The sequence below is a fragment of the Rathayibacter sp. PhB151 genome (genome assembly GCF_004366415.1).
Lineage (GTDB): Bacteria > Actinomycetota > Actinomycetes > Actinomycetales > Microbacteriaceae > Rathayibacter > Rathayibacter festucae.
Genome location: NZ_SOEN01000001.1, coordinates 33,211 through 58,396, shown reverse-complemented (window position 1 = coordinate 58,396; position 25,186 = coordinate 33,211). Strand labels below are relative to the sequence as shown.

The following is a 25,186-nucleotide window of genomic DNA, read 5'->3' as shown; positions in this document are numbered from 1 at the left end:
GAAGGCTCGTTCTCGGGATGGAGAACGAGCCTTCTCGGGCGAGTCGGTGCGGCTGCGCCGCTCCTGCTCGTCGGAGACCTCCGCTTGCAGAACGAAGGTCTCAACAGAGAAGAGCGGTCCAGGGGTGTGCACACGGCACGCCCCTGAACCGCTCTTCTCGGTTCTCAGGAACTCAGTTCGCGACGCGGAGCGTGATCGCCGAGCTGGTGGTCACGTTGCCGGCCTTGTCCTGGGCCTTGGCCGTCACCTGGTAGGCGGCGTTCGGGTAGGCCGACGAGCTCGCGGTCAGGGCCCACGTCCCGTCCGACTGCTTCACGCCGTTGCCGAGCTTCGTGCCGGACGCGTAGAACGCGACGGCCGTCACTCCGACGTTGTCGCTGGCCGAGGCCACGAGGCGGATCGAGCCGACGACCGTGGTGTTGGTCGCGGGCGAGGTGATGCTCACCGTCGGCTTCTGCGTGTCGGCCGCCGGCGGGGTGGTCGGCGTCGCGGTCGGCGTCGGCGTGGCGGTCGGCTTCGGAGTCGACGTGGGCGTGGCCGTCGGCTTCGGAGTCGAGGTGGGCGTGGCCGTCGGGGTCGCGGTAGGCGTGGCCGTGGCGGTCGGCGTCGCGGTCGGCGTCGGGTCCGGCGTCGGAACGGTGCCGACGGGGATCGTGCTCACGGCGTAGCCGAAGTAGCGGCCGGCGACGGGGCGGGTCGGGTCGCCCTGGAAGGTGCGGCCGCGCTCGGTCGCCGCCTTCGCCTGCGCGATGACCTGGGCGCGGACCTGCGCCGGGCTCTTGCCCGCGCAGGATCCACCGGAGCTCATGCAGTCGAGGACGACGCCGCTGGTGCCGGCGGCCGCCATGCTGGTGCCCGACTGGATGTAGGCGTACGACCCGCCCTTCTTGGTGGTGTACGGGCACATGCCGGGGGCGGCGATGGTGTGCTTCTGGTCGGCGGCCGTGACGGCGAAGTTGCTGTTGGTCGAGACCGCGTCGTCCTTGGTCTGGACACCGCAGGGCGCCGTGCCGAGTCCGCCGGGCTTGCCGTCGTAGTTGGCCATGTTGGTCACGGCGAGCACCTCGTCGTAGGCGGCGGGGATCCAGCCCGCGAGGTCCTCGGAGGTGTTGCCCGCGGAGCCGACGGAGACGATGCCCTTGGCCTCGAGGTCGCAGATCGCCTGGTGGATCACGTCGCCGTTCGAGCGGCCGCAGTTGCCATCGTCGGTGCCGTAGGTGGCGAGCGACATGTTGACGACCTTGATGTTGTACTTCGCCGCGTTCGCGGACACCCAGTCGAGGGCGCACATCAGGGTGCCCGTGTTGCCGCGATTGTTCGCGTCGAGCGCGCGGACCGAGTAGATCGGAGCGCCGGGTGCGACGCCGACCGAGCCGGAGCCGTTGTCCAGCGCCGCCATGTAGCCGGAGACGCCGGTGCCGTGGCCGTTGGCGTCGGCGGCGGTGCCCGAGCCGAAGCAGTTGATCTGCTCCTTCAGGTTGTAGTCGGGGTGCGAGCTGACGCCGGAGTCGATGACCGCGACGGCCGGACCGGTGTAGTTCGTCACTCCGTCGCCCGCGCGCACCGGGGCCTTGTCGGCCTCCGCGGTGAGCACGTGCGAGGGGGTCGTCTGCGCCTGGCCGTCGACGACCTGGTCGGCGGGGGTGATGCCGAGGACGCGCGAGTCGGCCTCGAGGACCGCCTTCTGGCGCTCGGTGAGCGGGGCGGTGAAGCCCGCGACGCCGCCCTCGAACTGCACGTCGTCGGCGACGCCGAGCGCGCGGACGACCTGCTCCGAGATCGAGCTCGAGTCGACCGACACGAGGTACTGGCCGGTCGTGGCGGCCTGGGCGGGGGCGGAGCCGGCGAGGGCGATGCCGGCGGTGACGGCGAGCGCGGTGGCCAGGCCGGCTGCGCGCCAGAGGCGCGAGCGGGCCGGCGGCGCGGCGGTGCGGGAAGTGGACACGGGTTCCGTCGATTCTGTCGGCGTCTCGGCCGACCTGTCGTGGTGCGGGCGGGTCGACGCAGGCACTCCGAGCGAGCGCCCGCGCCGCTGCAGCGGGGCTCGGGTCAGAGGCCGGGAGGCGGCGGAACGGTGCAGGCCTCTCCGAGCGTCGACGGGCGGAACCCGTCGGCTCCCCCCATCGGAGTGACCTGTCTTCGACTTCAACAGACTTCAGGTGATCTCACAGCGTCGAGGGTGACCCCAGTTCGAGGGTGATTTGACCCCCTGTCCCACAGATGGGGACCTCGTTGGAACCGCTTGCCCGACAGCTGCGGAAATGCCCGGTCACAGCGCGGGTTCAGCGCTCTCGCGGCGGGCGTCCCGGCGGCTTGACTGCCCCCGGCCACGGAGTAGTGTCGTCGCTCGTGACACACGAGGGCCCCCCTTCGGGCGCGAAGGCGTCCCCCACCGGTGCGGACGACGCCGACGCCAACGAGCTCCGCACCGCGAAGCACTTCTTCATCGGCGAACCGCTCTCCAGCGACAAGCTCGAGGGCCAGCTCCTGCAGAAGCGGCTCGCCCTCCCGATCTTCGCGAGCGACCCGCTCTCCTCCGTGGCCTACGCGCCGCAGGAGCTGCTGATGATCCTGCTGCTCGGCGGCCTCTCCTTCCTCACCTTCGCGCCCTGGGTCGCCGGTTGCGTCGTGGTGCTGCTGGTGGTCGTCGTCCTCAGCTACCGGCAGCTGATCAAGGCCTACCCCTCGGGCGGCGGCGACTACGAGGTCGCCCGCACCAACCTCGGCGAGACGGCCGGGCTGACGGTCGCCGCGGCCCTCCTGGTCGACTACGTGCTCACCGTCGCGGTCTCGGTCGCGTCCGGCGTCGACAACATCATCTCCGCGATCCCCGCGCTGGCCCCGCTCCGGGTCGAGCTCGCGATCCTCTTCGTGATCCTCCTGGCCGCCGTGAACCTCCGCGGCGTCTCGGAGTCGAGCAAGGCCTTCGCCGTCCCCACCTACCTCTTCGTCGCGAGCGTCTTCGTGATGGTCGTCGTCGGCCTCGGCCGCGCGGCCTTCGGCGACGCCCCGATCGCGGAGTCGGCCGGCTACACGGTGCAGGGCGAGCAGCTCACCCAGGCCGCGATCGTCCTGCTGCTGCTGCGCTCCTTCGCCAGCGGCTGCGCCGCGCTCACCGGCGTCGAGGCGATCTCGAACGGCGTGCCCGCCTTCCGCGTCCCCAAGGTCAAGAACGCGCAGCGCACCCTCGTCGCGATGGGCACGATCGCCATCGTCCTCTTCGTCGGGCTGACCGCCCTCGCGCTGCTCTCGAACGTGCACTACGCCGAGAACGCCTGCCACCTCGTCGGCTTCACCGACTGCGCGACGACGCCGCAGCGCTCCGTGATCGCGCAGGTCGCGGCCGCCACCTTCGGCAACAACACGATCCTCTTCTTCGTGATCCAGGCCGCGACCGCCGCCGTCCTGCTGCTCGCGGCCAACACGGCGTTCAACGGCTTCCCGCTGCTGGGCTCGGTCCTCGCCCGCGACGGCTACGCGCCGAAGTCGCTGAACACCCGCGGCGACCGCCTCATCTACTCCAACGGCGTCATCATCCTGGCGCTCGTCGCGGCGATCATCCTGCTCGTCTACCAGGCCTCGCTGACCAGCCTCGTGCAGCTCTACATCATCGGCGTCTTCGTCTCCTTCACCCTCGGGCAGTCCGGCATGGTGAAGCACTGGATCCGGATGATCAAGAACGGCGAGGGCTCGCGCACCGTCAAGACCAGCCTCGCGATCAACCTCTTCGGCGCCACGCTCACCTTCGCCGTGCTCGTCGTCGTCACGATCACGAAGTTCACCCACGGCGCGTGGCTCGTCTACCTGGTGATGCCGATCCTCGGCGTGCTGATGGCGGGCGTCTACCGCTACTACCGCGACGTGGAGAAGGAGATCGAGGTCGACCCGACCACGACCTTCGGCGCCAACGGCGACCACGCCGTCGTCCTCGTCGGCCGGATGAACAAGCCGACACTCAAGGCGCTCGACTACGCCATCGCCGCGCGGCACGAGTCGCTGGAGGCGGTGCACTCGTCGATCGACGACGCGCAGACCGCGCAGCTCAAGGCCGACTGGGCGCGGATGGACATCGAGGTCCCGCTGCGCTGCATCGCCTCGCCGTACCGCGACATCTCGTACCCGCTGATCAAGTACATCAAGGCGCACCGCCTCGAGCACGGCTCCGAGATCATCACCGTCTACATGCCGCAGTACATCGTCGGGCACTGGTGGGAGGGCTTCCTCCACAACCACAAGTCGCGCCGGATCCGCCAGAAGCTGCTGCTCGTGCACGGCGTCACCGTCGCGCTGGTCCCGTGGCTGCTCGACTCCTCCGAGCTGATCTACGGCCGCCGCTCGCGTCCGATCCCCGGCCAGTCCCGCCGCGGCGAGCCCGTGCGCCCCGTCACCCGCCGGCCCATCCCGCCCGCCTCCGTCCTGCCCAAGGGCGCGGCCGGCGAGGGCGCCCCGCGCAGCGGCTCGCGGACCGCCGCGGCCACCCGCCCGAAGAAGCCCGCCGGCAAGGGCGGCGGCAAGCGCCGCTAGCCCGCCGCCTGCCTGCGACCGCGGGGCGGACGCGAGCCACGGCTCGCGGCTGGTCCTTCGACCGCCGCCTCATGCTGATCGAGTAGCCCGCGCAGCGGGCGTATCGAGATCCACCAGCGCCGGAGGACGAGTCTGCAGACCACCCTGCAGAGGACGCGGGGTCTCGATACGCCCCTGCGGGGCTACTCGACCAGCATGCGGAGGGCACTGCCGCCACTCAGCGCTGTGGGATCATCCGCGGCCGCGCAGCCGCAGACAGGTAGAGGGCCCGCGGCGACTCGCCGCGGGCCCTCGATTTCCCCTTGTGCCTTCCCCCGAAGGCGGCCCGCCCCAACGGGCCGTCATCGACGCTATCGGCGGGCTATGCACCCGCGCATCCTCCTCACGACGGATCCGCGTCAGCCCCCTGGCGTGGTGCGACGCCGAGCGCGAGGTGCCAGAGCACGGCCACCGCGAGCAGGGCGGCGGTCGTCCAGACGACCGTGAGGACGGCCGCGTCGACGACGTAGGAGCGGTACGCCTCCTCGAACGGGTCGAGCCCCGAGCCCGAGAGCACCACGCCCGCCGGGACGACCGCGGCGGCGAGGACGGCCGTCCACGCCGCGACCCGCGCCGGGCCGCGGTGGTCGACGGCGACGTGGTGCGGCCGGCGGGCGACGTACCAGACGAGAGCGCCGATCCCGAGACCGACCAGCCCGAGCACCCCGCTGGCGTACTGCGCCCACTTGTAGCCCGCGAACGGCCCGAGCTCCTCGCGGAGGAACGGCAGGGCCGCGACGAACGGACCGCCGTCGTGGGTGAAGGCGTCCCAGAGCACGTGCGACGCCGCGCCGATCACGATCCCGACCATCGCCAGGACGATCGCCGCCGTCCTCGCCCGCGCGGTGCTCGGCGGTGCCGGCGGCGGTCGCAGGCGCACCCGGACGATCCACGGCGCGAGGTCGCGCCAGGCGGGCTGGAGCAGCACCAGCCAGAGCACGAGGCCGACGGCGCCGACCGCGAGGTCGACCGTCACGACCCCGAGCATCGAGTGCGTCGCATCGCGGGCCCAGCGCACGGGCAGGTAGAGGCCGATGTCCGGGGCCATCGCGCCGATCGCGACCGCCGCGGCGGGGATGCGGCTGTTCGTGAACGCCAGAGCGACGACGGCGTGGCTCGGCGTGAACGGCATAGTGCACGGTATCCCGTGCACCCCTCCCTCCGGCGGCCCCGGACGCCGCCCGCACGGCCCCCGCCCGGGGAGCTCGGAGCGCCGCGACCGTAGAATCGTCCGGACGTCCGGCCCTCCGGGCTGGTCGAGGCGACGGATCGGAGCGGGTGTGCGGAAGGCGTTCGCGATCCTCCGTCTCGCGCTCGCGGGGCTGGGGGCCGTCGGGCTCGTCGGCGACTTCCTCTACACCCTCGGCTTCCGGCTGTTCCAGATCGACAACTTCTTCGCGTACTTCACCACGCAGTCGAACATGGCCGGCGTCGTCGTCCTCGGTCTCTCCGGCATCGTCGCCCTCGCCCGCGAGCGCGAGCCGCGCTGGCTCAGCACCCTCCGCGCGCTGGTCCTGACCTACATGGTCGTCTCCGGCATCGTCTTCGGGCTGATCGCCGTGGAGGCGAACAACCGCGGCGTCCGCGTCGACGTGCCGTGGTCGAGCGCGCTGCTGCACTTCGTCATCCCGACGCTCGCGCTGCTCGACTGGCTCCTCGCCCCCGGCCGCCGCCCCGTCGCCTGGCGCGGCACGCTCACCGTGCTCGGCTTCCCGATCGTCTGGGGCGTGATCACGCTGGTGCGCGGCGCGCTGATCGGCTGGTACCCCTACTTCTTCCTCGACCCCGCGCAGGTCGACGGCCCGGTGATGTTCGTCGTCTACGACGTGATCGTGCTCGGCCTGATCTCCGGCATCGCGGCCTTCATGCTCGCGCTCAGCCGGGTCCGGCCGCTCGGGGCGGCGCGTGCGACGGAGTGGCGCGGCCCGCTCGCCCGGCTGCGGGAGCGGCTCAGCCGGCAGCGACGGCGAACGGCGTGAGCGCCGACTGCGCGACCACGAGCAGCTCGTCGTCGCTGAGCGACTGCAGCGACAGGGCCTGATCGGCGCCGACGAGCCCGACGAGCACCGCCTCGCCGGTGGTCGGCTCGAGGTTCAGCCACTCGGTGATCCCGGCAGCGGAGCCCACGAGCGACCAGCGCGCGGGCAGGGCCGGATCGGTGTCCCAGAACGGCTCGTCGAAGCGGAGCCAGAGCGTCTCGACGACCCCGGAGCCGATCGCCGCGATCGCGGTGCGGTGCGCGAACGGCAGCGGCGGATCGAACGCGATCGCGTCGCTCTGCAGCACCCCGATCGGCACCGTGACGAGGACGCGGTCGGCGGTGAAGGACTCCCCCGTCGCGAGCCGGATGCTCGCGCCGGTGTCGCTGTAGCCGATGCCACTGACGGCCGCGCGCAGCGAGATCTCGACGTCGGTCAGCAGCGTCTCGACGAGGGGCGCCAGGCCGTCGGTGAGGACCGCGGAGGCCTCGTCGGAGGAGTCGGCGACGTCCTCCGCGGTGCTGGCGGCCGAGGCGTCGCCCAGCCCGTACCAGGCGGAGAGCTCGGCGGGTGCGGCGCCCGTGCGCAGCACCGGGCCGCCCGCGAGGAACGCGGCGAGGCGGGCGGCGTCGCCGTCCCCGCTGCCGGGCTCGACGGCCGCCGGGTCGGGAGCGCCGGAGCCGGCGAAGGCGTCGGCGAGCGAGAGGTCGGTGGGCTGCTCCGCCGCCCACTCGAGCGCACGGGTGAGCCCCTTGGCGGCGGTGTCGCCGACATCGGGGCGGTCGCCGTCGTCGGTGCTGGAGAGGACGGTCGCGAGGTCGACGGCGGAGGTGGTGATCCCGGCGTCGAGGACGCTCTCGCGCAGCGCGGGGCCGGCGCCGACGAGCGCCCAGGCGCCGCTGTCGACGGCGATCGGCCAGCCGTCGGGGGTGCTGGTGGCGATGCGGCCGCCGACGCGGTCGCGCGCTTCGACCAGCGCGACGTCGTAGCCGGCGTCGAGCAGGCGGCGGGCGGCGACGGCCCCCGCGAGACCGGCGCCGATGATCGCGATCCGCTCGCCCTCCTCGGCGATCGCGGCGATCTCGCCGGCCGCGCGGACCCCGGAGTTCCAGGCGCCCTGCAGGGTGCCCGGCTCCTGGGAGTCGGTGGCCTCGCCGGCGAAGAACAGGCGGTCGAGCACGTTCCCGGCCAGGTCGTCGCGGTGCTCGGGGGTCGCCCCGACCGCGAGGTAGGAGACGGCGCCGAGCGCGTAGGGATCGTCGGCCCAGCCCGAGCGGACGAAGGCGGCCGGCGTCGGCACGGCGGTGGTGCTGGGCGTGGGCACCGGGGCCTCGGTGACGGAGCGCGTGGGGGTCGGCCGCGGCGGAGTGCAGCCCGCGAGGACCAGGAGACCGGCGCCCGAGGCGGCTCCCGACAGGAAGAGGCGGCGTCCGATCGTCATCCCCGTCATCCTACGTTCTCGCCGCCCGGCGGGAGCCGCGGACACGGGCCGCCCGGCGGACGCCCGACGCCGAGTGGTAGACCTGTCCCATGAGCAACGACATCCGCGAACTCTCCGAGGGCGAGAGCTACCTCGCCTTCTTCCAGGGCGGGCCGTTCGACGGCCAGACCGAGACCCGTGTCAGCACCGAGGGGGGCTACGAGAAGTCGGTCGACGTCTATGCCGCCGTCGACGGCCAGGAGACGCACCTCGTCTACACGTCCGTCTCGGCCAAGGAGGTCGGCGAGTCGGTCCACGTGACCTACGCGCTCGACGCCCCCGACTCCGACCCCGTCGAGGACCCTGAGGACCGCGGCGGCGGATTCCAGTAGTCCGCAGCATCGCCTCCCCGCTCCCGCGCGGGAGCACGGACGCCGTCCCGGTCGCGATCCGCGATCCGGGGCGGCGTCTTCGTCTGCGCCCGGAGGCTCTTCATGACGAACCGTGACGTCGCCCAGGTCCGCTCCGAGTCCGCGTCCCTACGATCGCGCCGGAGCGTCCGATCCACGGCCGCCCGGACGGAGACGACGATGCCCACCGAGCAGACCACCGCGACGATCGGCGCGCAGACCGCCGACTTCACCACCGGCTTCACCGAGACGATCGGCGACGAGCTCGCTGCGGTCTTCGCGAGCGAGCAGGCCGACCTCGTCGAGAACGGCGTCCCCGCCGGAGCCGTCGCAGCCGGGGAGCGGCTGCCGAGCGCGACCGTGGTCACCGGGGGCGGCGAGAGCGTCGCGCTCTCCTCCCTCCTCGGCGACGGCCCGGCCGTGCTGGTGTTCTACCGCGGCGCCTGGTGCCCCTACTGCAACATCACGCTGCGCCACTACGACGCGACCCTCGCCCCCGAGCTGGCGAGCCGCGGCGTCGCCTTCGTCGCGGTCAGCCCGGAGACGCCCGATGCCTCCGCCACGCTGGGCGGCGAGCTCGGCTTCACCGTCGTCACCGACCCGGGCAACGCGCTCGCCACCGAGCTCGGCATCGTCACCGCCCCCAGCGACGCGGCCATTGAGGCGCACACGGCGCTCGGGTTCGCGGTGAAGGACTCGAACGCCGACGACACCCCCGCGATCCCGTTCCCGACCGTCCTGGTGCTCGACGCCGAGGGCGTCGTCCGCTTCGCCGACGTGCACGTGGACTACACGACGCGCACCGAGACCGAGGCGATCCTCGCCGCGGTCGACGCGCTCTCCTAACCAGCGCGGGGAGGGGCTGTCAAGGGCCCCTCCCCTCACGGCTCGCTCCCCATCCGCGGCGCCACACTCCTTCGAACAGACAATCGACGCCGATCCTCGGCGCCGGAAGGAGCACGACTCATGGCAGAGATCACCGCCCACCACGGCCTCTTCAAGGACACGGACCTCCACGTCGACGACACCGGCGGCTCGGGACGTCCCGTCGTCCTGATCCACGGCTGGCCCCTGTCGGGCGAGTCCTGGAGCGAGCAGGTCCCCGCGTTCGCGGCGGCCGGCTTCCGCGTCATCACCTACGACCGCCGCGGTTTCGGCCGCAGCGACAAGCCGCTCACCGGCTACACCTACGACACCCTCACCGAGGACCTGCACACGCTGCTCACCGAGCTCGACCTGCAGGACGTCACGCTCGTCGGCTTCTCGATGGGCGGCGGAGAGGTCGCCCGCTACTTCTCGAAGTACGGCACCGAGCGCCTGCACAGCGTCGTCTTCGCGTCGGCCGTGCCGCCGTACCTGATGAAGACCGACGACAACCCGGACGGACCGCTCGAGAAGTCGGCCGCCGCCGAGATGACCGCCGGCCTCACCAAGGACGAGGACTCGTTCTACGAGCAGTTCACCACCGAGTTCTTCTCGGTGAACGGCGAGCTCAAGGTCACCGAGGCGCAGCGCCAGGACGCGCTCGCGCTCGCGAAGCAGTCGTCCAAGCACGCCGCGCTGGCCTGCATGGCCGCGTTCGCCGGCACCGACTTCCGCGAGGACCTGCCGAAGGTCACCGTTCCGACGCTCGTCATCCACGGCGGCGGCGACGGCACCGTCCCCTTCGAGGGCTCCGGCGCGCGCACGCACGCCGCGATCCCCGGCTCCGAGCTCCACGTCGTCGCCGGCGCCCCGCACGGCGTCAACGTCAGCCACGCCGAGGAGTGGAACCGCGTCGTCCTCGAGTTCCTGAAGAAGTAGCACGAAGGAAGGGGCGCTCCGCTGCGGCGGAGCGCCCCTTCCGCGTCCCCGGATCTCGCGCCCTTCCCTGCTGGTCGAGTAGCCGCGGAGCGGCGTATCGAGACCCGCTTCCACCAGCAGTCCCGGTCATGGTGGATCTCGATACGCGCGCTGCGCGCGCTACTCGATCAGCATGAAGGCCGCGCTGCTCGCGCTCTCAGATCAGCATGAACTTCATGCTGGTCGAGTAGCCGCGGCACGCGGCGTATCGAGACCCCGCTGTCAGCCCTTCTCCGCGCCCTCCGTGGTGTTCATGATCCGCCGCTGGAAGACGAAGAAGAGCACCGCGACCGGGATCGACATCAGCACCGCCGCCGCGAGCTGCAGCGGGTACTGGTTGCCGGTGCCCAGCTGCCCCGAGACCAGCGAGGCGACGCCCGTCGTCAGCGTGTTCAGCTCCGGCGACTGCCGCGAGACGACGAAGTGCGAGAACTCGTTCCACGAGCCCTGGAACGACAGGATGAACAGCGTCACGATCGCCGGCCGCGCCATCGGCACCACGATCGAGCGGAAGGTCCGGAAGACGCCCGCCCCGTCGATCCGCGCGGCCTCCTCGATCGACAGGGGGATCGAGTCGAAGAACTGCTTCATGATGAAGATGCCCGCCGCGTCGACGATCAGCGGCACGATCATCCCCGCGTAGCTGTCGTAGAGCCCGAGCTGCTTGAGGATGAGGAACCGCGGGATCAGCAGCACCACCGCGGGCACGCTCATCACGCCGATGAACAGCGCGAAGAGCAGCCCGCGACCGCGGAAGCGCAGCCGCGAGAGCGCGTAGCCCGCGAGCGAGTCGAAGAACACCCGCCCGACCGTGACGAAGACGGTCACGATCACCGAGTTCAGCGTCCAGAGCGGCAGCGGCACATCGGTGAACAGCCGCTCGTAGGAGGCGAACGACCAGGTCGCCGGCAGCAGCGACAGCGGGTTCGAGGTCGCGTCGGCGTCGGTCTTGAACGACGACGCCACCGAGATCAGGAACGGGTAGATGTAGACCAGCGCAAGGCCGATCAGCAGCAGGTAGCCGCCGATCAGCGAGGCGCGCCCGCGGGCACCGAGCTGCACGCGGCGGTGCGGCAGCGGCGCCTGGGTCGGCGGCTCCGCCTCGGTGCGCGGCTCGGAGTCGACCAGGGTGCTCATCGCACTCCTCCCGTCGTGAGGGTCGTCGCGGCGTCCGCGCGGGCGGCCCGGCGGGTCCGGCGGGCGCTCGGCTCGCCCTTCTCGCGGAGGATCGCGCGCTGCAGCAGCGTCAGGACGACGATGATGAAGAACAGGATGAAGGCGATCGCCGCGCCCTGGCCCCAGCGGAGGTCCGTGAACGACGACTCGTAGGCGAGGTACGCCGGCGTGAGCAGCGTCTTGCCCGGAGCCCCGCCACCGGTCAGGTAGATCTGGTCGAACACCTGCCAGGTGCCGATCAGCCCCAGGGTGAGCACCGTGAACAGCGTCGGCTTCAGCATCGGCAGCGTCACCGAGAAGAACTTGCGCAGCGGCCCCGCGCCGTCCATCAGCGCCGCCTCGTCGATCTCGGCGCCGATGTTCTGCAGCGCCGCGAGGAACAGCAGCATGAAGGTGCCCGAGGTGGTGAAGATCGCCATGGTGATCAGCACGCACATCGCGACCGACGGGCCGGACAGCCAGTCCCACCAGGTCAGCCCCAGCGGGGCGCCGCCGGCGAACCAGCTGCCGTCGACGCTGACGAGCCCGAGCAGCGAGTGCAGCACCCCGGTCGGGTCCGCCATCCAGGTCGGGCCGTCGGCGCCGAACCAGCCGAGCACCGCGTTCACGACGCCCGAAGCGCTGAAGAGGAACAGGAAGATCACGGTGATCGCGATCGACGAGGTCACCGACGGGAAGTAGAACGCGGTGCGGAAGAAGCCGCGCCCGCGCAGCACCCGGCGGTTGACCTGCACCGCCAGGAACAGCGCGAGCGCGGTCTGCAGCGGCACGACGAGCAGCACGTAGTAGACGTTGTTGCGGATCGCCGTGCCGAAGTCCTTCTGCGCCAGCCCGGAGTCCAGGAGCACCGCCCGGTAGTTGTCGGCGCCGACGAACTGCGCGGTCGGGCCCAGCGGCGAGCCGAGACCGTTCCAGTTGCTGACGCTCACCCAGAGCGCGAGGGCGATCGGGACGACCAGGAAGACGCCGACGACGAGGATCGCGGGGAGGGTGAACAGCCAGCCGTAGCGGGCCTCGTTCCCGCGGATGCCGGAGCGGCGGCTCCGGGCGGCGGTGGCGGTGCTCATCGGCGTCGTCCCGCGCTACTTCGCGTTCGCGGTGTCGAGCGCGTCCTGCAGGTTGGTCTGCAGGTCCGCGAGGATCGCCTCCGGGTCGCCCGACGCCAGGCCCTCGAGGGCCGAGTTGAAGTCGGTGATCACGGTGGCAGCGCCGGCGAAGGCGACCGGGCTGACGGCGTAGTCGTTGCCGGTGACGAAGGCGGCGTTCTCGGGGTACTTGCTCGCGTACTCCGCGGCGCCCGACTCGGTCGAGGGGATCACGCCGAACGCGTCCGAGAAGGCGAGCTGCTGCTCGTCCGAGGTGAGCGACGCGACGAGCGACTCGGCCTGGTCGGCGGTGGTGCTGCCGGCCGGGATGCCCCAGCAGTTGCTGAAGGTGAAGGTCGACTTGCCGCCGGGGCCCGCGGGCAGCTCGGCGACCGTGTAGTTCACGTCCGGGTAGTCGGCCTCGAGCGCGCCGTTGATCCACGGGCCCTCGATCACCATCGCGGCCGCGCCCTTGCCGAACGCCTCGCCGGACCAGCCGGAGTCGAGGTCGGCCGGGAACTTCAGCACGCCGTCGCTCAGCAGGGTCTTCACCTCGGTGAGGCCCGCGACGTTCTCGGGGGTGTCCGCGGTGACGGTGGTGCCGTCCTCGGAGAGCAGCGAGCCGCCGGCCTGGTTCATGAAGGTGCCGATGCGCGCGTACTCGGGGCCGAAGGACAGCCCGGTCACGCCGTTCGCGGTCAGCTTCTGCGCGGCGGACTGGAGCGACGCCCAGTCGGTCGGGATGTCCGCAGCGGTCAGGCCCGCGGCCGCCCAGAGGTCGGTGTTGATCACGAGGCCGAGCGTCGAGAAGTCCTTGGGCTCGCAGTAGAACTGGTCGTCGTAGGTGAAGGCGTCGCGCAGCGCCGGGTAGAAGGCGTCGGCGTCGTCCGCGTCCTGCGCGTAGGGCTCGAGGTAGCGGTTGCTCGCGTAGGTCTGGAACTGGTCCCAGCTCATGTAGAAGAGGTCGGGCGGGTTGCCGCCCGAGAAGCCCTGGCCGAGCTGCTGGGTGAGGTCGCTGGCCGCGACGACGTCGACGGCGGTGTCGTTCGCCTCGCCCCAGGAGTTCACGGCGTCGGTGACGGCGGTGGTCTCGGCGTCGCCGGACGAGCCGATCATCACGGTGAGCCCGGCGGAGTCGTCCGATCCGCCGCCGCCGCCGCTCGAGCAGGCGCCGAGGGAGAGGGCGAGGCCGCCGGCGAGGACCGCGGCACCCCAGCGTGCCGTTCTGGTGCTGTGCGTCATGTTCTGACCTTTCATGGGTTTCGGGAGGGAGTCGTGGGGAGTCGTGGGGGAAGGTGGCGCCCGGTGTGCGGCGTCAGCTCTCGGAGTGGTGGAGCGGGGTGCGCACGACGAGGTGCGGCGTGATGAGTCGGTGCGCCTCCCCGGGTGCGAGGGGGCGGTGGACGACGTCGTCGCCCTGCTCGCCGAGGAGGAGCTCGAGGGCGCCGGCCGCGACCGCGCCGAGGTCCTGCTCGACGCTGGAGAGGCCGACGGCTCCGGCGACCGGGGTGTTGTCGAAGCCGACGATCGCAAGGCTCGGCCGGCCGACCGCGACGGCCGCCATCGAGGCGCCGAGGGCGAGGGAGTCGGAGACGCAGACGAGCCCGTCGACGCCGGGGTGCGCCTCGAGGAAGGCGATCGCGGCGGAGCGCGCGCGCTGCACGTCGTCCTCGGCCTCCGCGACGAGCAGCGGCACGTCGGCGAAGCGCTCCGCCATCACCCGCTCCCAGCCGCTGCGGCGGTCGTCGCCGGTCGCCGAGCCGTCCGGCCAGCCGAAGAAGGCGATCCGGGAGCAGCCCTCGTCGGCGAGATGCGCGGTGGCCTGCGCGACGCCCGCGGCGCCGTCGACGTCGACCCAGAGGTGCTGCGGGTCGCCCTGGTCGTCGAGCCCCCAGGGGCGGCCGAAGGTGACGAACGGCACGCCCTGCTCGATCAGCCAGGCCGTGCGCTGGTCGCCGTAGAAGGTCGAGGTGAGCACGAAGGCGTCGACGTCGGCGCCGTCGCGGAGCTTGCCGATCCGCTCGATCTCCTCCTCCGGGCTCGCCGCCGTGTAGAGCAGGATCCGCATGCCGCGGGCGTCGGCCTGCTCGGTGACGGCGTGCAGGAAGCGGTCGAGCAGGCTGCCGGAGACGCCGTCGAGCACCCGGTCCATCCGCACGCCGATCGTCCCCGACTTGCGGGTGCGCAGGCGCCGGGCGGAGGCGTGCGGCCGGTAGTTGAGGTCGCCGATCGCCTTCTCCACCCGCTCCCGCGTGCTCTCGCGCACGATCTGCGGGCTGTTCAGCACGTTCGAGACGGTCTGGCGCGAGACACCGGCTGCGCGGGCGACGTCCTCGACGGTCGGCAGTGCCATGCGTCCTCCTCGACGGGTGTGCGGTGGTGCGGTCCTCGGGCTTGATCGTTCAAATCCCGGTGGACCGAGTTATTTGATCGATCAAATTCCTGGGTAATGTTACCTGCGGCGACGGCGCTGTCAACCGGCCGTACGCTCCAGTACCGACGATCCAGTGAGGAGTCGACCGTGACGACCGACCACGACGACCGCCCCCGCCCGCCCCGGCAGCCCCTGCTGAACGACGCCGTCGTCCTGCTCCGGGCCCCCACCCAGCTCTGGAGCGACGACGCCGGCGAGCTCGGCGCGCTGCCCGCGCACGGGCTCTACCACGGCGACGTCCGCGTCCTGGCGGGCCTGCGCCTGCTCGTCGGCGGGGAGCCGCTCGAGTCGATCGCGGTCGGCCGCGACGGCGCCTCCTCCGCCCGCTTCACCGCCCTCGCGCGCCACCTCGACGACGACGCCGCCGACCCGCGGCTGCGCGTCGTGCGCCTCCGCACGGTCACCGCCGGCGGGCTCGAGGAGCGGATCCGGCTCGAGTCGGCGCTGCCCGACGCCGTCGCCACCACGGTCGAGCTCGCGCTCGACCCCGACTTCTCGCTCGTGCACGTGGTGAAGGCGGGGCTCCGCGACGAGACCGCGGTGGCGACCGCCGTCGACGGCTCCTCCCTGGTCTGGACGCACGCGGGCGCCCGCGCCGAGGTCCGGGCCGAGGGTGCCGCGGTCTCTCCCGGCGGGACGCTCTCCTGGGACGTCGTCGTCCCGGCCCGCGGCTCGGTCGAGGTCGCCTGGAGCATCGCGATGACCGACTCCGCGGCCGTCGTCGGCGCCGCCCCCGGCCCCGCGGAGTGGGCGGGCGCGACCGTCGAGGCCGGCGACTCGCGCCTCGCCGCCTGGTGCCGCGCCGCCCTCGACGACCTGGACGCGCTGCGGATGGTGACCCTCGAGCGGCCGGACGCGCCGTTCCTCGCCGCCGGCGCGCCCTGGTTCTTCACGCTCTTCGGCCGCGACTCGATCTGGGCGGCGCGGATGCTCCTCCCGCTCGGCACCGAGCTGGCCGCCTCCACCCTCCGGGTCCTCGCGGGGCTGCAGGGCACCGAGCACGTCGCCGAGACGGCCGAGCAGCCGGGCAAGATCATGCACGAGCTGCGCTCGACGACCCTCGAGATCCCGGGCGAGGGCGTCTCGCTGCCGCCGCTCTACTTCGGCACCGTCGACGCGACCGCCCTCTGGGTCTGCCTGCTGCACGACGCCTGGCGCTGGGGTCTCGCGGACGAGGAGGTCGAGGCGCTGCTGCCGGCGCTCGAAGCCGCGCTGCGCTGGCTCCGCGACGAGGGCGACTCCGACGGCGACGGGTTCCTCGAGTACGTCGACACCACCGGCCACGGCCTCGCGAACCAGGGCTGGAAGGACTCGGGCGACTCGATCCAGTGGCGCGACGGCAGCCTCGCCGACGGGCCGATCGCGCTCTGCGAGGTGCAGGCCTACGCCCACGAGGCAGCGGTCGGCGGCGCCGCGCTGCTCGAGCACTTCGGCCGCGACGGAGCGGAGTGGCGCGCCTACGCCGCCGCGCTCAAGGACCGCTTCGTCGGCGCCTTCTGGATCGACGACGCGGACGGCGGGCACCCCGCGATCGCGCTGGACGCGCAGAAGCGCCCGGTCGACACCGTCACCAGCAACATCGGGCACCTGCTCGGCACCGGGATCCTCGAGCCCGAGCAGGCGGCCCGCGTGGCACAGCTGCTCGGCTCCCCCGAGCTCGACTCGGGCTACGGGCTGCGCACCCTGTCGACCGACTCCGGCGGCTACTGGCCGCTCTCGTACCACGGCGGCTCGGTCTGGGCCCACGACACGGCGATCGCCGTCACCGGGCTCGCCCGCGAGGGCTTCGGCGCGGAGGCGACCGCCCTCTCCCGCGGACTGCTCGCCGCTGCCGAGGGCTTCGGCTACCGGATGCCCGAGCTGCACTCCGGCGACGCCGCCGCCGAAGTGGCGGCCCCCGTGCCGTACCCCGCCGCCTGCCGCCCGCAGGCCTGGTCGGCCGCCGCCTCGATCGCCGTGCTCTCGGCCGCCCTCGGCCTCGCCCCCGGCGGCTCGACGCTCGTCGTCGCGCCGATCACGCCGCCCCTCGCCGGCTCCATCCGCGTCGACGGGATCCGCTACCGCGGCTCCGTCGTCCCCATCGACTGGCGCGACGCCCACTGAGCGGCGGAGGCTCCGCTCTTCCTGCCGACCCAGCGGCCCTCGCCGTCCCCTTTGCTGATCGAGTAGCCCGCGCAGCGGGCGTATCGAGATCCACCGCCGTCAGGACGCTGGTCTGCAGTCCACCGTCCTGACAACGGTGGGTCTCGATACGCCCCTCCGGGGCTACTCGACCAGCATGGAAGGGCGCCGCCTCACCGGGCCGCGGCGCCGCTTGCGGATGGAGCAGCCCGCGCAGCGGTCCATGCTGATCGAGGAGGCCGCGCGGCGGCCGTCTCGAGATCCACCCGCGTCGACAGCCCCGCCGTCAGGACAGCCGCGCCACGACCGCGCGGGCGATCCGCCGGCCGGAGCGGTTCGCGCCGATCGTCGACGCCGTCGGTCCGTAGCCCGCGAAGAAGACCCGGGGGTCCGTGAGCGACGCTCCGTCCTCGACCGCGACCCCGCCCTCGCGCTCGCGCAGGCCGAGCGGCGCGAGGTGCCGCAGCTCCGGACGGAATCCCGTCGCCCAGATGATCGCGTCGGCGCGGGTGTAGGAGCCGTCCGGCCAGCGCACCCCGTGCGGCTCGATCGAGGAGAACATCCCGCGCTCGTGCAGCACGCCGCGCTCGATCCCCGCCACGACCCGGCGCGTGCGCTGCACCCCGGTGCCGCCGACGATGCTCGGCAGCGCGCGGCCGGCCCGCGCCGCGCGGTCCTGCTCCGCCACCGCCTCCACCGCCGACTCCAGCGCGAGCTGCTCGCCGTCCCGGTAGACCACCGGTCGCCGCGTCGCCCAGGTCAGCGAGCGCGCGACCCGCTCCAGCTCGAGGAGGAAGCCGATCGCAGAGGTCCCGCCGCCGACCACGATCACCTGCTGCCCGGCGAAGTCGGAGGCGCGCAGATACTCGGTCGTGTCGATCTGGACGCCCTCGAAGCCGTCCCGGCCCGGGTAGTACGGCAGGAACGGCGAGCCCCAGGTCCCGGTGGCGTTGACCAGGATCCGCGCGCGCTCGTTGCCGGCGTCGGTCTCCACGACGAGCGGTGCCGTCCTGTCGCCGATCGTCGCGCTGCTGACGCCGCGCACCGCCACCGGCCGCCGGACGGCGAGCTCGTACGCGCTCTCGTACGCCTCGTAGTACTCCGTGACGACGTCCCGGGCGGGCCGCCGGCGGTCCGCGGTCGCGAAGGACAGGCCGAGCCGGTCCATCCCGGGCAGGTCGTGCACCCGGTGCGCGGAGCCGAGCCGGAGCGCCTCCCAGCGGAACTGCCAGGCGCCGCCGGAGCGCGGCCCACGGTCCAGGACGGCGAAATCGACGCCCGGGCGCAGGCCCAGACGGCGGAGGTAGTAGGCGACCGAGAGCCCCGCCTGACCGGCGCCGACCACGACGACGGGCCGCGGATCGAGCGCACTGTCCACGGTGCTCCCCACGCGGTCGGGAGGCGCCGCTCACTCCGCTGCTCGCGCACAGGGGGGCCGGTGCCTCGTCTGCTAAACTACCGGCTAGATTTCATACTTCCTGTCTGCTTCTTTTTCTCCAGCCGGCTCACTGCCCGTCTGGCCTGTCATCGTGAGGGGGTCACCCATGGGGCGCGGCCGTCAGAAGGCAAAGAACACCAAGATCGCTCGGGAGCTGAAGTCGTTCAGCCCAACGGTCGATTACAGTGCGCTCGAGCGCGAGCTCAGCCACCCGGACGAGCCGGACTACTCGAAGTGGATCGACGACGAGGACGAGGGCGACGACACCGACCTCGTCGAGGAGCAGCACCAGAAGCGTGCCTGATCCCTCCTCCGCCGCGGGGCCGCTCCAGTCGAGTGACCCCGCGGCTTCTGCGTTCCCGGAGCGGTCTGCGTTCCCGGAACGGTCTCCGCTCTCGGATCGGTCCGGACAGCACGGCCGCGTCGAGCAGCTCTCGACCCGTGTCGCGTACGAGACGCCGTGGATCCGCGTCCGCGAGGACGAGGTGCGCTGGCCGGGCGGTGTCGAGGGCGTCTACTCGGTCGTCGAGCGCGCCGACTACGCGCTGATCGTCCCGCGCGAGCGCGACGGCTTCTGGCTGGTCGAGCAGTACCGCTACCCGATCGGCCGCCGCACCTGGGAGTTCCCGTCCGGCGGCTGGCCGCACGACTCGCCCGGCGGCGACGCCGAGGCGCTCGCGCGTGCCGAGCTGCGCGAGGAGACCGGACTGCGCGCCGGACGACTCCGACCGCTCGGCCGTCTCAGCGAGGCCGACGGCTTCGTCGCGCAATCGTTCGACGTCTTCCTGGCCGAGGACCTCGAGCACGGCGAGCCGGAGCGCGAGGAGACCGAGCAGGACATGCGCCAGCAGTGGTTCCCGGACGCCGAGGTGGCGGCGATGGTCCGCTCCGGCGCGATCGTCGGCACCTCCGACGTCGCCGCGCTCGGGCTCTTCTGGCTGGACCGGGGGCTCGGCTCGTGAGCGCGCCGACCGCCCGGGCGCGGACGATGTCGGTCGTCGCTGCCAGGATGTCGAGATGAAGCCCGCGTCCGCGCCGTCGCCCGTGTGGCACTCGGAGACGCGCGGTCGCGACCTCGACGAGGCGCGCGCGTTCTACTCCCGCGGCTACAACGGGTCGGGCTTCCGCGCCGAGCACACCAGCGTCCCGTTCGCCTACCGCTACGCGTCGACCGGCCCGGGCCCCGTGAGCCTGCACGCGGCCTCCTTCCTCGGCTCGGTGCGCGGCACAGTCGAGCCCACCGGCGTGTACGTGGTGATCTGGCTCAACGAGGGCCGGGCGAGCCTCGACCTCGGGCGCGACGAGAACCGCCTGGCCACCGGCCGGCCCGCGATGTTCCCCGCCGGCCGCCCGTTCGGCTTCGAGACGAGCGAGTACCGCGACGCGCTGGTCCACTTCGACTCCGCCTACCTGGAGCGCGCCGCCGCCGAGCTGCACGGCACCGCGCCCGGCCCGATCCGCTTCGCCCCGCTCGCGCACTCGCCCGCACCCTGGTGGGCGGCGGTGCGGGTGCTCCGCGACACGCTCACCGGAGTGAAGGCTCCCTCGTCGCTGCAGCGCGAATCCGCGTCGCAGGTCGCCGCCGCGGCCGTGCTGCAGGCCTTCGCGCACCGGGTCGTCCCGCTGCCCTCCGCACCGCACTCGGTCAGCGCCCGGCGGCTGCGACGGGCGGTCGAGTTCGTGCACGCGAACGCCGACCTGCCGCTCGGCGTCGCCGACATCGCCGACGCCGCCGGTCTGACCGTGCGCGGCGTCCAGCTCGCCTTCCAGCGCGCCTACTCGATGACGCCGCGGCAGTACCTGCGCGGCGTGCGCCTCGACCTCGCCCACGACGAGCTCGTCGCCGGCGGCCCGCAGACCCTCGTCGTGGGTGACGTGGCCGCGCACTGGGGCTTCATCAGCGGCGGCCGGTTCGCCCAGCACTACACCCAGCGCTTCGGCGAGCTGCCGAGCGAGACCCTGCGGCGCTGAGCCTGCCTCGCTGGGCCCGCGGGGCTGCGTCCGGGCCGCTGCGTCCGGCCGCTGAGTCCGCGCCGCCGGACCGGCGTCACTCACTCCGCGACGCCGCACGACGCAGCATCGGCCACAGCTCCCGAGCGTCGGCCCGGCGGACCTGGCCGCACCGCGAGGACTCCGCCGCGCCGACCCCGCCAGGGCTCTCGGAGGCGTAGTGTCCGAAGTCCACCCGCGGAACGACCCGCGGGTCCGCGTCGATGGAGCCGCGATGTTCGAACCCGAAGGATCCGCGCGCCCGGTCGCCCGGATCATGTCCGTGACCGCCGCACTGCTGATCGGCGCCGTCCTCGTCGGCGGCGCGGTCGGAGCCGCGGTCGCCCTGGCCCTCTACCTCCCGAGCGCGCTCGCCGCCGGGGCGCTCGACCCCTCCGCGCTGGTCGGCTTCGGGATGCTGATGGGCGTCGCCTCCGGCGCCGGCCTCGGCGCGGTGGGAGGCCTCGGCGCGATCGCCGGCATGGTCACCGTCCGCGCGATGAGCCGTCGGAGCGGCGCCTTCATCGCCGGGACGAGCGTCGGCGCCGCGTTCGGCGTGCTGATCCTCGCCGCGAACCTCCTCGTCAGCCGGGACGCCGCGACCTGGATCACCGCGCTGCTCGCGACGGCGGCCGCCTTCCTGCTCTGCGCCTGGGGCTCCTGGCTGCTGACCCGCCGCGAGCACTCCTGGGAGCGGGCGCACGCCCCCGAGCGCCGGCGCCCTGCCGCGCAGCCCGCCGCCCCGGGGGCTCCATCGCCGGCGAGCCGCCACCGCCCGGCCTGACGCACCCCGCCCCACCCCTCCGGCCGGACCTCCGGCACGCGGAACCACCCCCGGCACGCCGAACCAGCCGATCCCCGCGAGCCGAGGCCCGTCCCACGTGCCGAACCTCCACCGCCGGAACCTCCGGCTCGCAGATCCAGCTCCGGCACGCCGGATCAGCCGGTTCCCACGAGCCGAAACCCGACTCACGTGCCGAACCTCCACCGCCGGAACCCCCGGCACGCGGATCCAGCTCCGGCACGCCGGATCAGCCGGTTCCCACGAGCCGAAACCCGACTCACGTGCCGAACCTCCACCGCCGGAACCTCCGGCACGCGGATCCAGCTCCGGCGCGCCTGATCAGCCGATTCCCACGTGCCCAGGCGCGTCCCACGTGCCGAAGCTCCACCGCCGGAACCTCCGGCACGCAGATCCAGCTCCGGCACGTCTGATCAGCCGATTCCCACGAGCCGAGGCGCGTCCCACGCGCCGAAGCTCCACCGCCGGAACCTCCGGCACGCGGAACCACCTCCGGCACGCCGGATCAGCCGGTTCCCACGAGCCGAAGCCCGACTCACGTGCCGAAGCTCCACCGCCGGAACCTCCGGCACGCAGATGCAGCTCCGGCACGCCGAACCAGCCGATTCCCACGAGCCGAGGCCCGTCCCGCGAGCCGAAGCTCGACCACCGGAACCTGCGGCACGCGGAACCACCTCCGGCACGCCGGATCGGCCGGGATTCACGAGCCGAGGCCCGACTCACGTGCCGAAGCTCCAACACCGGTGTCTCCGGCTCGCGGAATCACCCCCGGCACGCCGGATCAGCCGGTTCCCACGAGCCGGAGCCCGATCGACGAGCCCGAGGTCGAGCCGGACCCCCGCGCCTCAGCGCCCCCGCGAGTCGACAGCCCGCGGTCAGCCCGCGTACGAGCCGACCAGGCGCACCGCGCCGCCGTCGACGCCCTTGGCGCCCTGCTCGAAGCCGTCGAGCGAGCGCTCGCTCAGCGACACCCGGCCCGCGACCCAGGACGGCACGCCCGACGCCTCGAGCGCCGCGATCACCGCGGGCGCCGCGTCGGCGTCGACGACGGCGAACATCCCGATGCCGAGGTTCCAGGTGCCCTCGGTGCTCTCCAGCGTCGCCCCCGACATCGCGGCGAGCGCCCGGAACACGTCGGCAGGGCTCCAGCTGGAGCGCTCGACCTCGACCCAGGAGCCGCGCGGCAGCACCCGCGCCAGGTTCGCCGCGATCCCGCCGCCGGTCACGTGGCTGATCGAGTGCACACCCGCGCCGAGCGCCTCGTCCTCGAGCACCCGGAGCAGCGGCGCCGTGTACAGGCGGGTCGGCTCGAGCAGCACCTCGCCCACGACGCCCCCGAGCTCGGCGGAGGTGTCGGTGAAGCGGACCTTCTTCTCCGCGAGGATGTGCCGCACGAGTGAGTAGCCGTTGGAGTGCAGCCCGGAGGAGGCCATCGCGATCACGAGGTCGCCGTCGCGCACCCGGTCAGCGCCGCGCACCGCGTCCGCCTCGACCGCGCCGACGGCCGCTCCGGCCACGTCGTAGTCGTCCGGCCCGAGCAGCCCGGGGTGCTCCGCGGTCTCGCCGCCGACGAGCGCGGTCCCGGTGGCCGAGCAGGCGCGGGCGATCCCCGCGACGATGTCCGCGATCCGCGCGGGGACGACCTTGCCGCACGCGATGTAGTCGGTCATGAAGAGCGGGCGGGCGCCGACCACGACGATGTCGTCGACGACCATGCCGACGAGGTCCTGCCCGATGGTGTCGTGCTTGTCGATCGCCTGCGCGATGGCGACCTTCGTGCCGACGCCGTCGGTCGAGGTCGCGAGCAGCGGCGCCCGGAAGTCCTTGAGGAACGAGACGTCGTAGAGGCCGGCGAATCCGCCCACTCCCCCGAGCACGTTGCGGTCGTGGGTCGCGGACACCGCCGCCTTCATCAGCTCGACGGCGAGGTCCCCGGCCGCCGTGTCGACTCCCGCGCGGGCGTAGCTGCTCGTCTCGTTGCTCACGCGACGACCCTACCGAAGGGCCGCGCCACGCAGACGCTGCCGTCGGGAGGCCCGACGACCCCGCATCGGGTTCGGGCGGACCGCACCCCCTTCAGGGGTTGATCTGAGAATCACGGCAGACATGACGATGGTTGCGTTGCCATGATCGGCGCGTCCCCTCTTCATCCGGGACGGCGTCGCACTCCACGCCGTCCTCCGCGCCCCCGAGGAAACCTGATGGCCGACCCCGCCTCCCCGTCCGGCCCGCCGCTCCGCCGGCGCTCGATCGTGGCGGCCGCCGCCTGGACGATCCCCACCGTTGCCGTGGTCACCGCGGCACCGCACGCCGCCGCCTCGACACCGCCCGAGCCGGTCGGTCCGCCCGATCTGCTCGACGTGACCGGCTTCGAGGCGGTCCGCTGCGACGTCGTGCCCGCCGGCACCGTGCTCTTCCGCGCCCTCGACGGGACGTCTCCTGCGGCCAGGGGCGCCTCGGTGACCGTGACGCTCCCGCCCGGGCTCGGCTTCTCCGCCGGCGGGAGCTCCGCCGTGGTGGCGGTCGGCACGGAGGGCGTCGTCTCCGTCCCGGCGTTCGCGGCGTCGGGCTCCGCGGGCTCCTACACGATCACGGCCACCTACGGCACGGCGATCGCCTACGCGCCGGGGACGGTGACCGCGAGCCCCGGCCAGGTGGTGGAGCTCACGCGCTCCCCCGGCGGCGCGAATCAGCAGCCGACGTTCTCCTCCGCCGTCGTGCCCGGAGTCGTCGACGGCGTCCACGGCGCGATCTCCGGTGACGAGCTCGCCGCCAGCGCCGGCCGGAACGCCGCCGTGCTGACCGCCGACGGCCGGGTGCGCTACTGGGGAGCGAACCTCGGCGCCCCGGTGACGGCTCCCGGAACCCTGACGTTCGCCGGAGCCGCGGTGACGGGCATGGTGTTCATCGACACCTGGACCTGCGTGCAGGCCGGCAACACCTCCGCCGGCGGCGTCGCCGCGGGAGCCGGAGCGGACTCCGTCCGCCAGTGGTACCGCACGGGGACCGGCGCCGGGCCCCTCACGGTCGCGGCGGTGACCGGCGTCACCGGCACGGTCCTCGCTGCCGAGTCGAACGACGGCTACAGCTACGCCCTCACGAGCACCGGCCTGCACTGGTGGGCGAACGCGACCTCGGGCGAGCGGGTCGCCGCCACGCTCATCGCGGGAACGGCCGGGGCGTCGGCGATCAGCACCTGGAGCTACCGCCGAGCCAACGGCGTCCTCGCCTTCGGCGGCGGGATCCTCCGCGCCGACGGCGGCGTCAGCGCCTGGAACGGCAGCCACGCCCTCACCGCCCTGGGCGGCGCTCCGGCGGACATCGTCGAGTTCCAGGCCGGGCAGTCCACCGTCTACGCCCTCACCGGCTCCGGCGAGCTGTGGACGCAGGGCGCCGCGTTCACCTCGTCGCCCGGCGGCGCGGGCTGGATCCTGCGCGCCGAGAACGTCGCGACGACCAATGCCTGGACCTACGAGGGCTACACCGGCGGCGTGTACGCCACCACGGCGGGGACGGTCGCCCAGTTCTTCGCCGCGCAGCCCGCCGGCAACGCCTACCGCACGGAGGCGAGGACGATCCCCGCAGGCGTCACCCTGACGAAGGTGTTCAGCACTGACGGCACCTACCTGGCGCTCGCCTCGAACGCGACCGTGTACGCCTGGGGCGGCAACCTCGACAACTCCGGCCGCTCGCAACCCGCCCTCGTCGCCGGAGTCACGAACGCGACCGACCTGAACGCCTGGGGCTACCACGGGCCGTCCTACGTGGGCGGCGGGTACGTCATCTCCTCGATCGGCTGCTGACGCAGGACGCGCCATCGGCGGCCCGCACGACGCGCCAGCTTCGGCGGGCGCTGCGCCGGTCGGAAGCGCTCCGTCCGGAGACCGAGTCCGCTCCCGCGCTGGCGTAGCGCGCTCTCCCGAGCCC

The 25,186-nt window shown here is 73.0% G+C and carries 20 protein-coding genes; 11 read left to right on the top strand and 9 right to left on the bottom strand.

All coding sequences use genetic code 11. The features are described from left to right. Positions 1-172: 172 nt before the first annotated feature. Positions 173-1,945, bottom strand: coding sequence for an Ig-like domain-containing protein (locus tag EDF35_RS00225; RefSeq protein ID WP_133960395.1), 1,773 nt, complete (start codon positions 1,943-1,945; stop codon positions 173-175). Between the two features lie 500 nt (positions 1,946-2,445). On the opposite strand from EDF35_RS00225, the gene EDF35_RS00220 reads away from it, so the two are divergent. Next, positions 2,446-4,524: an APC family permease gene (locus EDF35_RS00220; protein ID WP_243582199.1), complete on the top strand. Its 2,079-nt coding sequence runs from the start codon at positions 2,446-2,448 to the stop codon at positions 4,522-4,524. 382 nt (positions 4,525-4,906) lie between these two features. Here EDF35_RS00220 and EDF35_RS00215 read toward each other — a convergent pair whose 3' ends face one another. Next, entirely contained in the window at positions 4,907-5,695 is a 789-nt protein-coding gene (locus EDF35_RS00215; protein ID WP_133960394.1) for a DUF4184 family protein, read from the bottom strand. A gap of 148 nt (positions 5,696-5,843) precedes the next feature. Here EDF35_RS00215 and EDF35_RS00210 point away from each other — a divergent pair, with 148 nt between their 5' ends. Next, the gene (locus tag EDF35_RS00210; RefSeq protein WP_123706324.1) at positions 5,844-6,542 is read left to right on the top strand and encodes a Pr6Pr family membrane protein; all 699 of its coding nucleotides are present in this window, start codon (positions 5,844-5,846) and stop codon (positions 6,540-6,542) included. Here the strand turns inward: EDF35_RS00210 and EDF35_RS00205 are convergent. After that, positions 6,514-7,983, bottom strand: coding sequence for an NAD(P)/FAD-dependent oxidoreductase (locus EDF35_RS00205; RefSeq protein ID WP_133960393.1), 1,470 nt, complete (start codon positions 7,981-7,983; stop codon positions 6,514-6,516). The genes EDF35_RS00210 and EDF35_RS00205 overlap by 29 nt on opposite strands. A gap of 89 nt (positions 7,984-8,072) precedes the next feature. On the opposite strand from EDF35_RS00205, the gene EDF35_RS00200 reads away from it, so the two are divergent. The 3 genes from EDF35_RS00200 (at position 8,073) to EDF35_RS00190 (ending at position 10,175) form a co-directional block, all read left to right on the top strand. Further along, positions 8,073-8,354, top strand: coding sequence for an oligoribonuclease (locus tag EDF35_RS00200; RefSeq protein ID WP_123448078.1), 282 nt, complete (start codon positions 8,073-8,075; stop codon positions 8,352-8,354). A gap of 198 nt (positions 8,355-8,552) precedes the next feature. Beyond that, positions 8,553-9,218 (top strand): peroxiredoxin-like family protein, encoded by a 666-nt coding sequence (locus EDF35_RS00195; protein WP_133960392.1) that lies wholly within the window; start codon positions 8,553-8,555, stop codon positions 9,216-9,218. Between the two features lie 120 nt (positions 9,219-9,338). Further along, positions 9,339-10,175 carry an alpha/beta hydrolase gene (locus EDF35_RS00190; RefSeq protein WP_123741048.1) on the top strand — a complete coding sequence of 279 codons (837 nt, stop codon included), beginning with the start codon at positions 9,339-9,341 and terminating at the stop codon, positions 10,173-10,175. A gap of 261 nt (positions 10,176-10,436) precedes the next feature. On the opposite strand, the gene EDF35_RS00185 is transcribed toward EDF35_RS00190, so the two are convergent. The 4 genes from EDF35_RS00185 to EDF35_RS00170 all read right to left on the bottom strand — a co-directional run bounded on the left by EDF35_RS00185 (position 10,437) and on the right by EDF35_RS00170 (position 14,828). Then, a complete protein-coding gene (locus tag EDF35_RS00185) occupies positions 10,437-11,351 on the bottom strand; it encodes a carbohydrate ABC transporter permease (protein WP_133960391.1) in 915 nt (304 codons plus the stop codon). Next, positions 11,348-12,457: a sugar ABC transporter permease gene (locus EDF35_RS00180; protein ID WP_133960390.1), complete on the bottom strand. Its 1,110-nt coding sequence runs from the start codon at positions 12,455-12,457 to the stop codon at positions 11,348-11,350. The genes EDF35_RS00185 and EDF35_RS00180 overlap by 4 nt, the downstream gene beginning before the upstream one ends. A gap of 15 nt (positions 12,458-12,472) precedes the next feature. Continuing rightward, on the bottom strand, positions 12,473-13,717 hold the full coding sequence (locus EDF35_RS00175) for an extracellular solute-binding protein (protein ID WP_133960389.1): 1,245 nt from the start codon (positions 13,715-13,717) through the stop codon (positions 12,473-12,475). A gap of 73 nt (positions 13,718-13,790) precedes the next feature. Continuing rightward, the gene (locus tag EDF35_RS00170) at positions 13,791-14,828 is read right to left on the bottom strand and encodes a LacI family DNA-binding transcriptional regulator (RefSeq protein ID WP_133960388.1); all 1,038 of its coding nucleotides are present in this window, start codon (positions 14,826-14,828) and stop codon (positions 13,791-13,793) included. 168 nt (positions 14,829-14,996) lie between these two features. On the opposite strand from EDF35_RS00170, the gene EDF35_RS00165 reads away from it, so the two are divergent. Beyond that, a complete protein-coding gene (locus EDF35_RS00165; RefSeq protein WP_243839796.1) occupies positions 14,997-17,012 on the top strand; it encodes a glycogen debranching N-terminal domain-containing protein in 2,016 nt (671 codons plus the stop codon). Positions 17,013-17,316: 304 nt separating this feature from the next. Here the strand turns inward: EDF35_RS00165 and EDF35_RS00160 are convergent, their stop codons facing one another. Beyond that, positions 17,317-18,408 (bottom strand): NAD(P)-binding domain-containing protein, encoded by a 1,092-nt coding sequence (locus EDF35_RS00160; RefSeq protein WP_243839795.1) that lies wholly within the window; start codon positions 18,406-18,408, stop codon positions 17,317-17,319. 166 nt (positions 18,409-18,574) lie between these two features. Between EDF35_RS00160 and EDF35_RS00155 the strand changes: the two genes are divergently transcribed. The 4 genes from EDF35_RS00155 (at position 18,575) to EDF35_RS00140 (ending at position 21,241) form a co-directional block, all read left to right on the top strand. Beyond that, positions 18,575-18,772, top strand: coding sequence for a DUF3073 domain-containing protein (locus EDF35_RS00155; protein ID WP_123448069.1), 198 nt, complete (start codon positions 18,575-18,577; stop codon positions 18,770-18,772). Further along, positions 18,765-19,430, top strand: coding sequence for an NUDIX hydrolase (locus tag EDF35_RS00150; RefSeq protein WP_166673966.1), 666 nt, complete (start codon positions 18,765-18,767; stop codon positions 19,428-19,430). Before EDF35_RS00155 ends, EDF35_RS00150 begins: the two co-directional genes overlap by 8 nt. A 55-nt stretch (positions 19,431-19,485) precedes the next feature. After that, on the top strand, positions 19,486-20,439 hold the full coding sequence (locus EDF35_RS00145; RefSeq protein WP_123706314.1) for a helix-turn-helix transcriptional regulator: 954 nt from the start codon (positions 19,486-19,488) through the stop codon (positions 20,437-20,439). Positions 20,440-20,692: 253 nt separating this feature from the next. Further along, complete coding sequence (locus EDF35_RS00140) at positions 20,693-21,241, top strand: hypothetical protein (RefSeq protein ID WP_127887732.1); 549 nt, start codon at positions 20,693-20,695, stop codon at positions 21,239-21,241. A gap of 893 nt (positions 21,242-22,134) precedes the next feature. On the opposite strand, the gene purM is transcribed toward EDF35_RS00140, so the two are convergent. Beyond that, the gene (purM, locus tag EDF35_RS00135; protein WP_133960386.1) at positions 22,135-23,244 is read right to left on the bottom strand and encodes a phosphoribosylformylglycinamidine cyclo-ligase; all 1,110 of its coding nucleotides are present in this window, start codon (positions 23,242-23,244) and stop codon (positions 22,135-22,137) included. Positions 23,245-23,460: 216 nt separating this feature from the next. Between purM and EDF35_RS00130 the strand changes: the two genes are divergently transcribed. Further along, positions 23,461-25,062 carry a hypothetical protein gene (locus EDF35_RS00130; protein ID WP_133960385.1) on the top strand — a complete coding sequence of 534 codons (1,602 nt, stop codon included), beginning with the start codon at positions 23,461-23,463 and terminating at the stop codon, positions 25,060-25,062. The last annotated feature ends 124 nt before the right edge of the window (positions 25,063-25,186 follow it).

Bases quoted from the DNA above. Each gene is read 5' to 3' on its own strand.
- EDF35_RS00155 (WP_123448069.1), top strand. From the start codon at position 18,575: ATGGGGCGCGGCCGTCAGAAGGCAAAGAACACCAAGATCGCTCGGGAG.
- EDF35_RS00170 (WP_133960388.1), bottom strand. From the start codon at position 14,828: ATGGCACTGCCGACCGTCGAGGACGTCGCCCGCGCAGCCGGTGTCTCG.
- EDF35_RS00200 (WP_123448078.1), top strand. From the start codon at position 8,073: ATGAGCAACGACATCCGCGAACTCTCCGAGGGCGAGAGCTACCTCGCC.
- EDF35_RS00130 (WP_133960385.1), top strand. From the start codon at position 23,461: ATGGCCGACCCCGCCTCCCCGTCCGGCCCGCCGCTCCGCCGGCGCTCG.
- EDF35_RS00215 (WP_133960394.1), bottom strand. From the start codon at position 5,695: ATGCCGTTCACGCCGAGCCACGCCGTCGTCGCTCTGGCGTTCACGAAC.
- EDF35_RS00140 (WP_127887732.1), top strand. From the start codon at position 20,693: ATGTTCGAACCCGAAGGATCCGCGCGCCCGGTCGCCCGGATCATGTCC.
- EDF35_RS00180 (WP_133960390.1), bottom strand. From the start codon at position 12,457: ATGAGCACCGCCACCGCCGCCCGGAGCCGCCGCTCCGGCATCCGCGGG.
- EDF35_RS00185 (WP_133960391.1), bottom strand. From the start codon at position 11,351: ATGAGCACCCTGGTCGACTCCGAGCCGCGCACCGAGGCGGAGCCGCCG.
- EDF35_RS00205 (WP_133960393.1), bottom strand. From the start codon at position 7,983: ATGACGATCGGACGCCGCCTCTTCCTGTCGGGAGCCGCCTCGGGCGCC.
- EDF35_RS00145 (WP_123706314.1), top strand. From the start codon at position 19,486: ATGAAGCCCGCGTCCGCGCCGTCGCCCGTGTGGCACTCGGAGACGCGC.
- EDF35_RS00175 (WP_133960389.1), bottom strand. From the start codon at position 13,717: ATGACGCACAGCACCAGAACGGCACGCTGGGGTGCCGCGGTCCTCGCC.
- EDF35_RS00190 (WP_123741048.1), top strand. From the start codon at position 9,339: ATGGCAGAGATCACCGCCCACCACGGCCTCTTCAAGGACACGGACCTC.
- EDF35_RS00195 (WP_133960392.1), top strand. From the start codon at position 8,553: ATGCCCACCGAGCAGACCACCGCGACGATCGGCGCGCAGACCGCCGAC.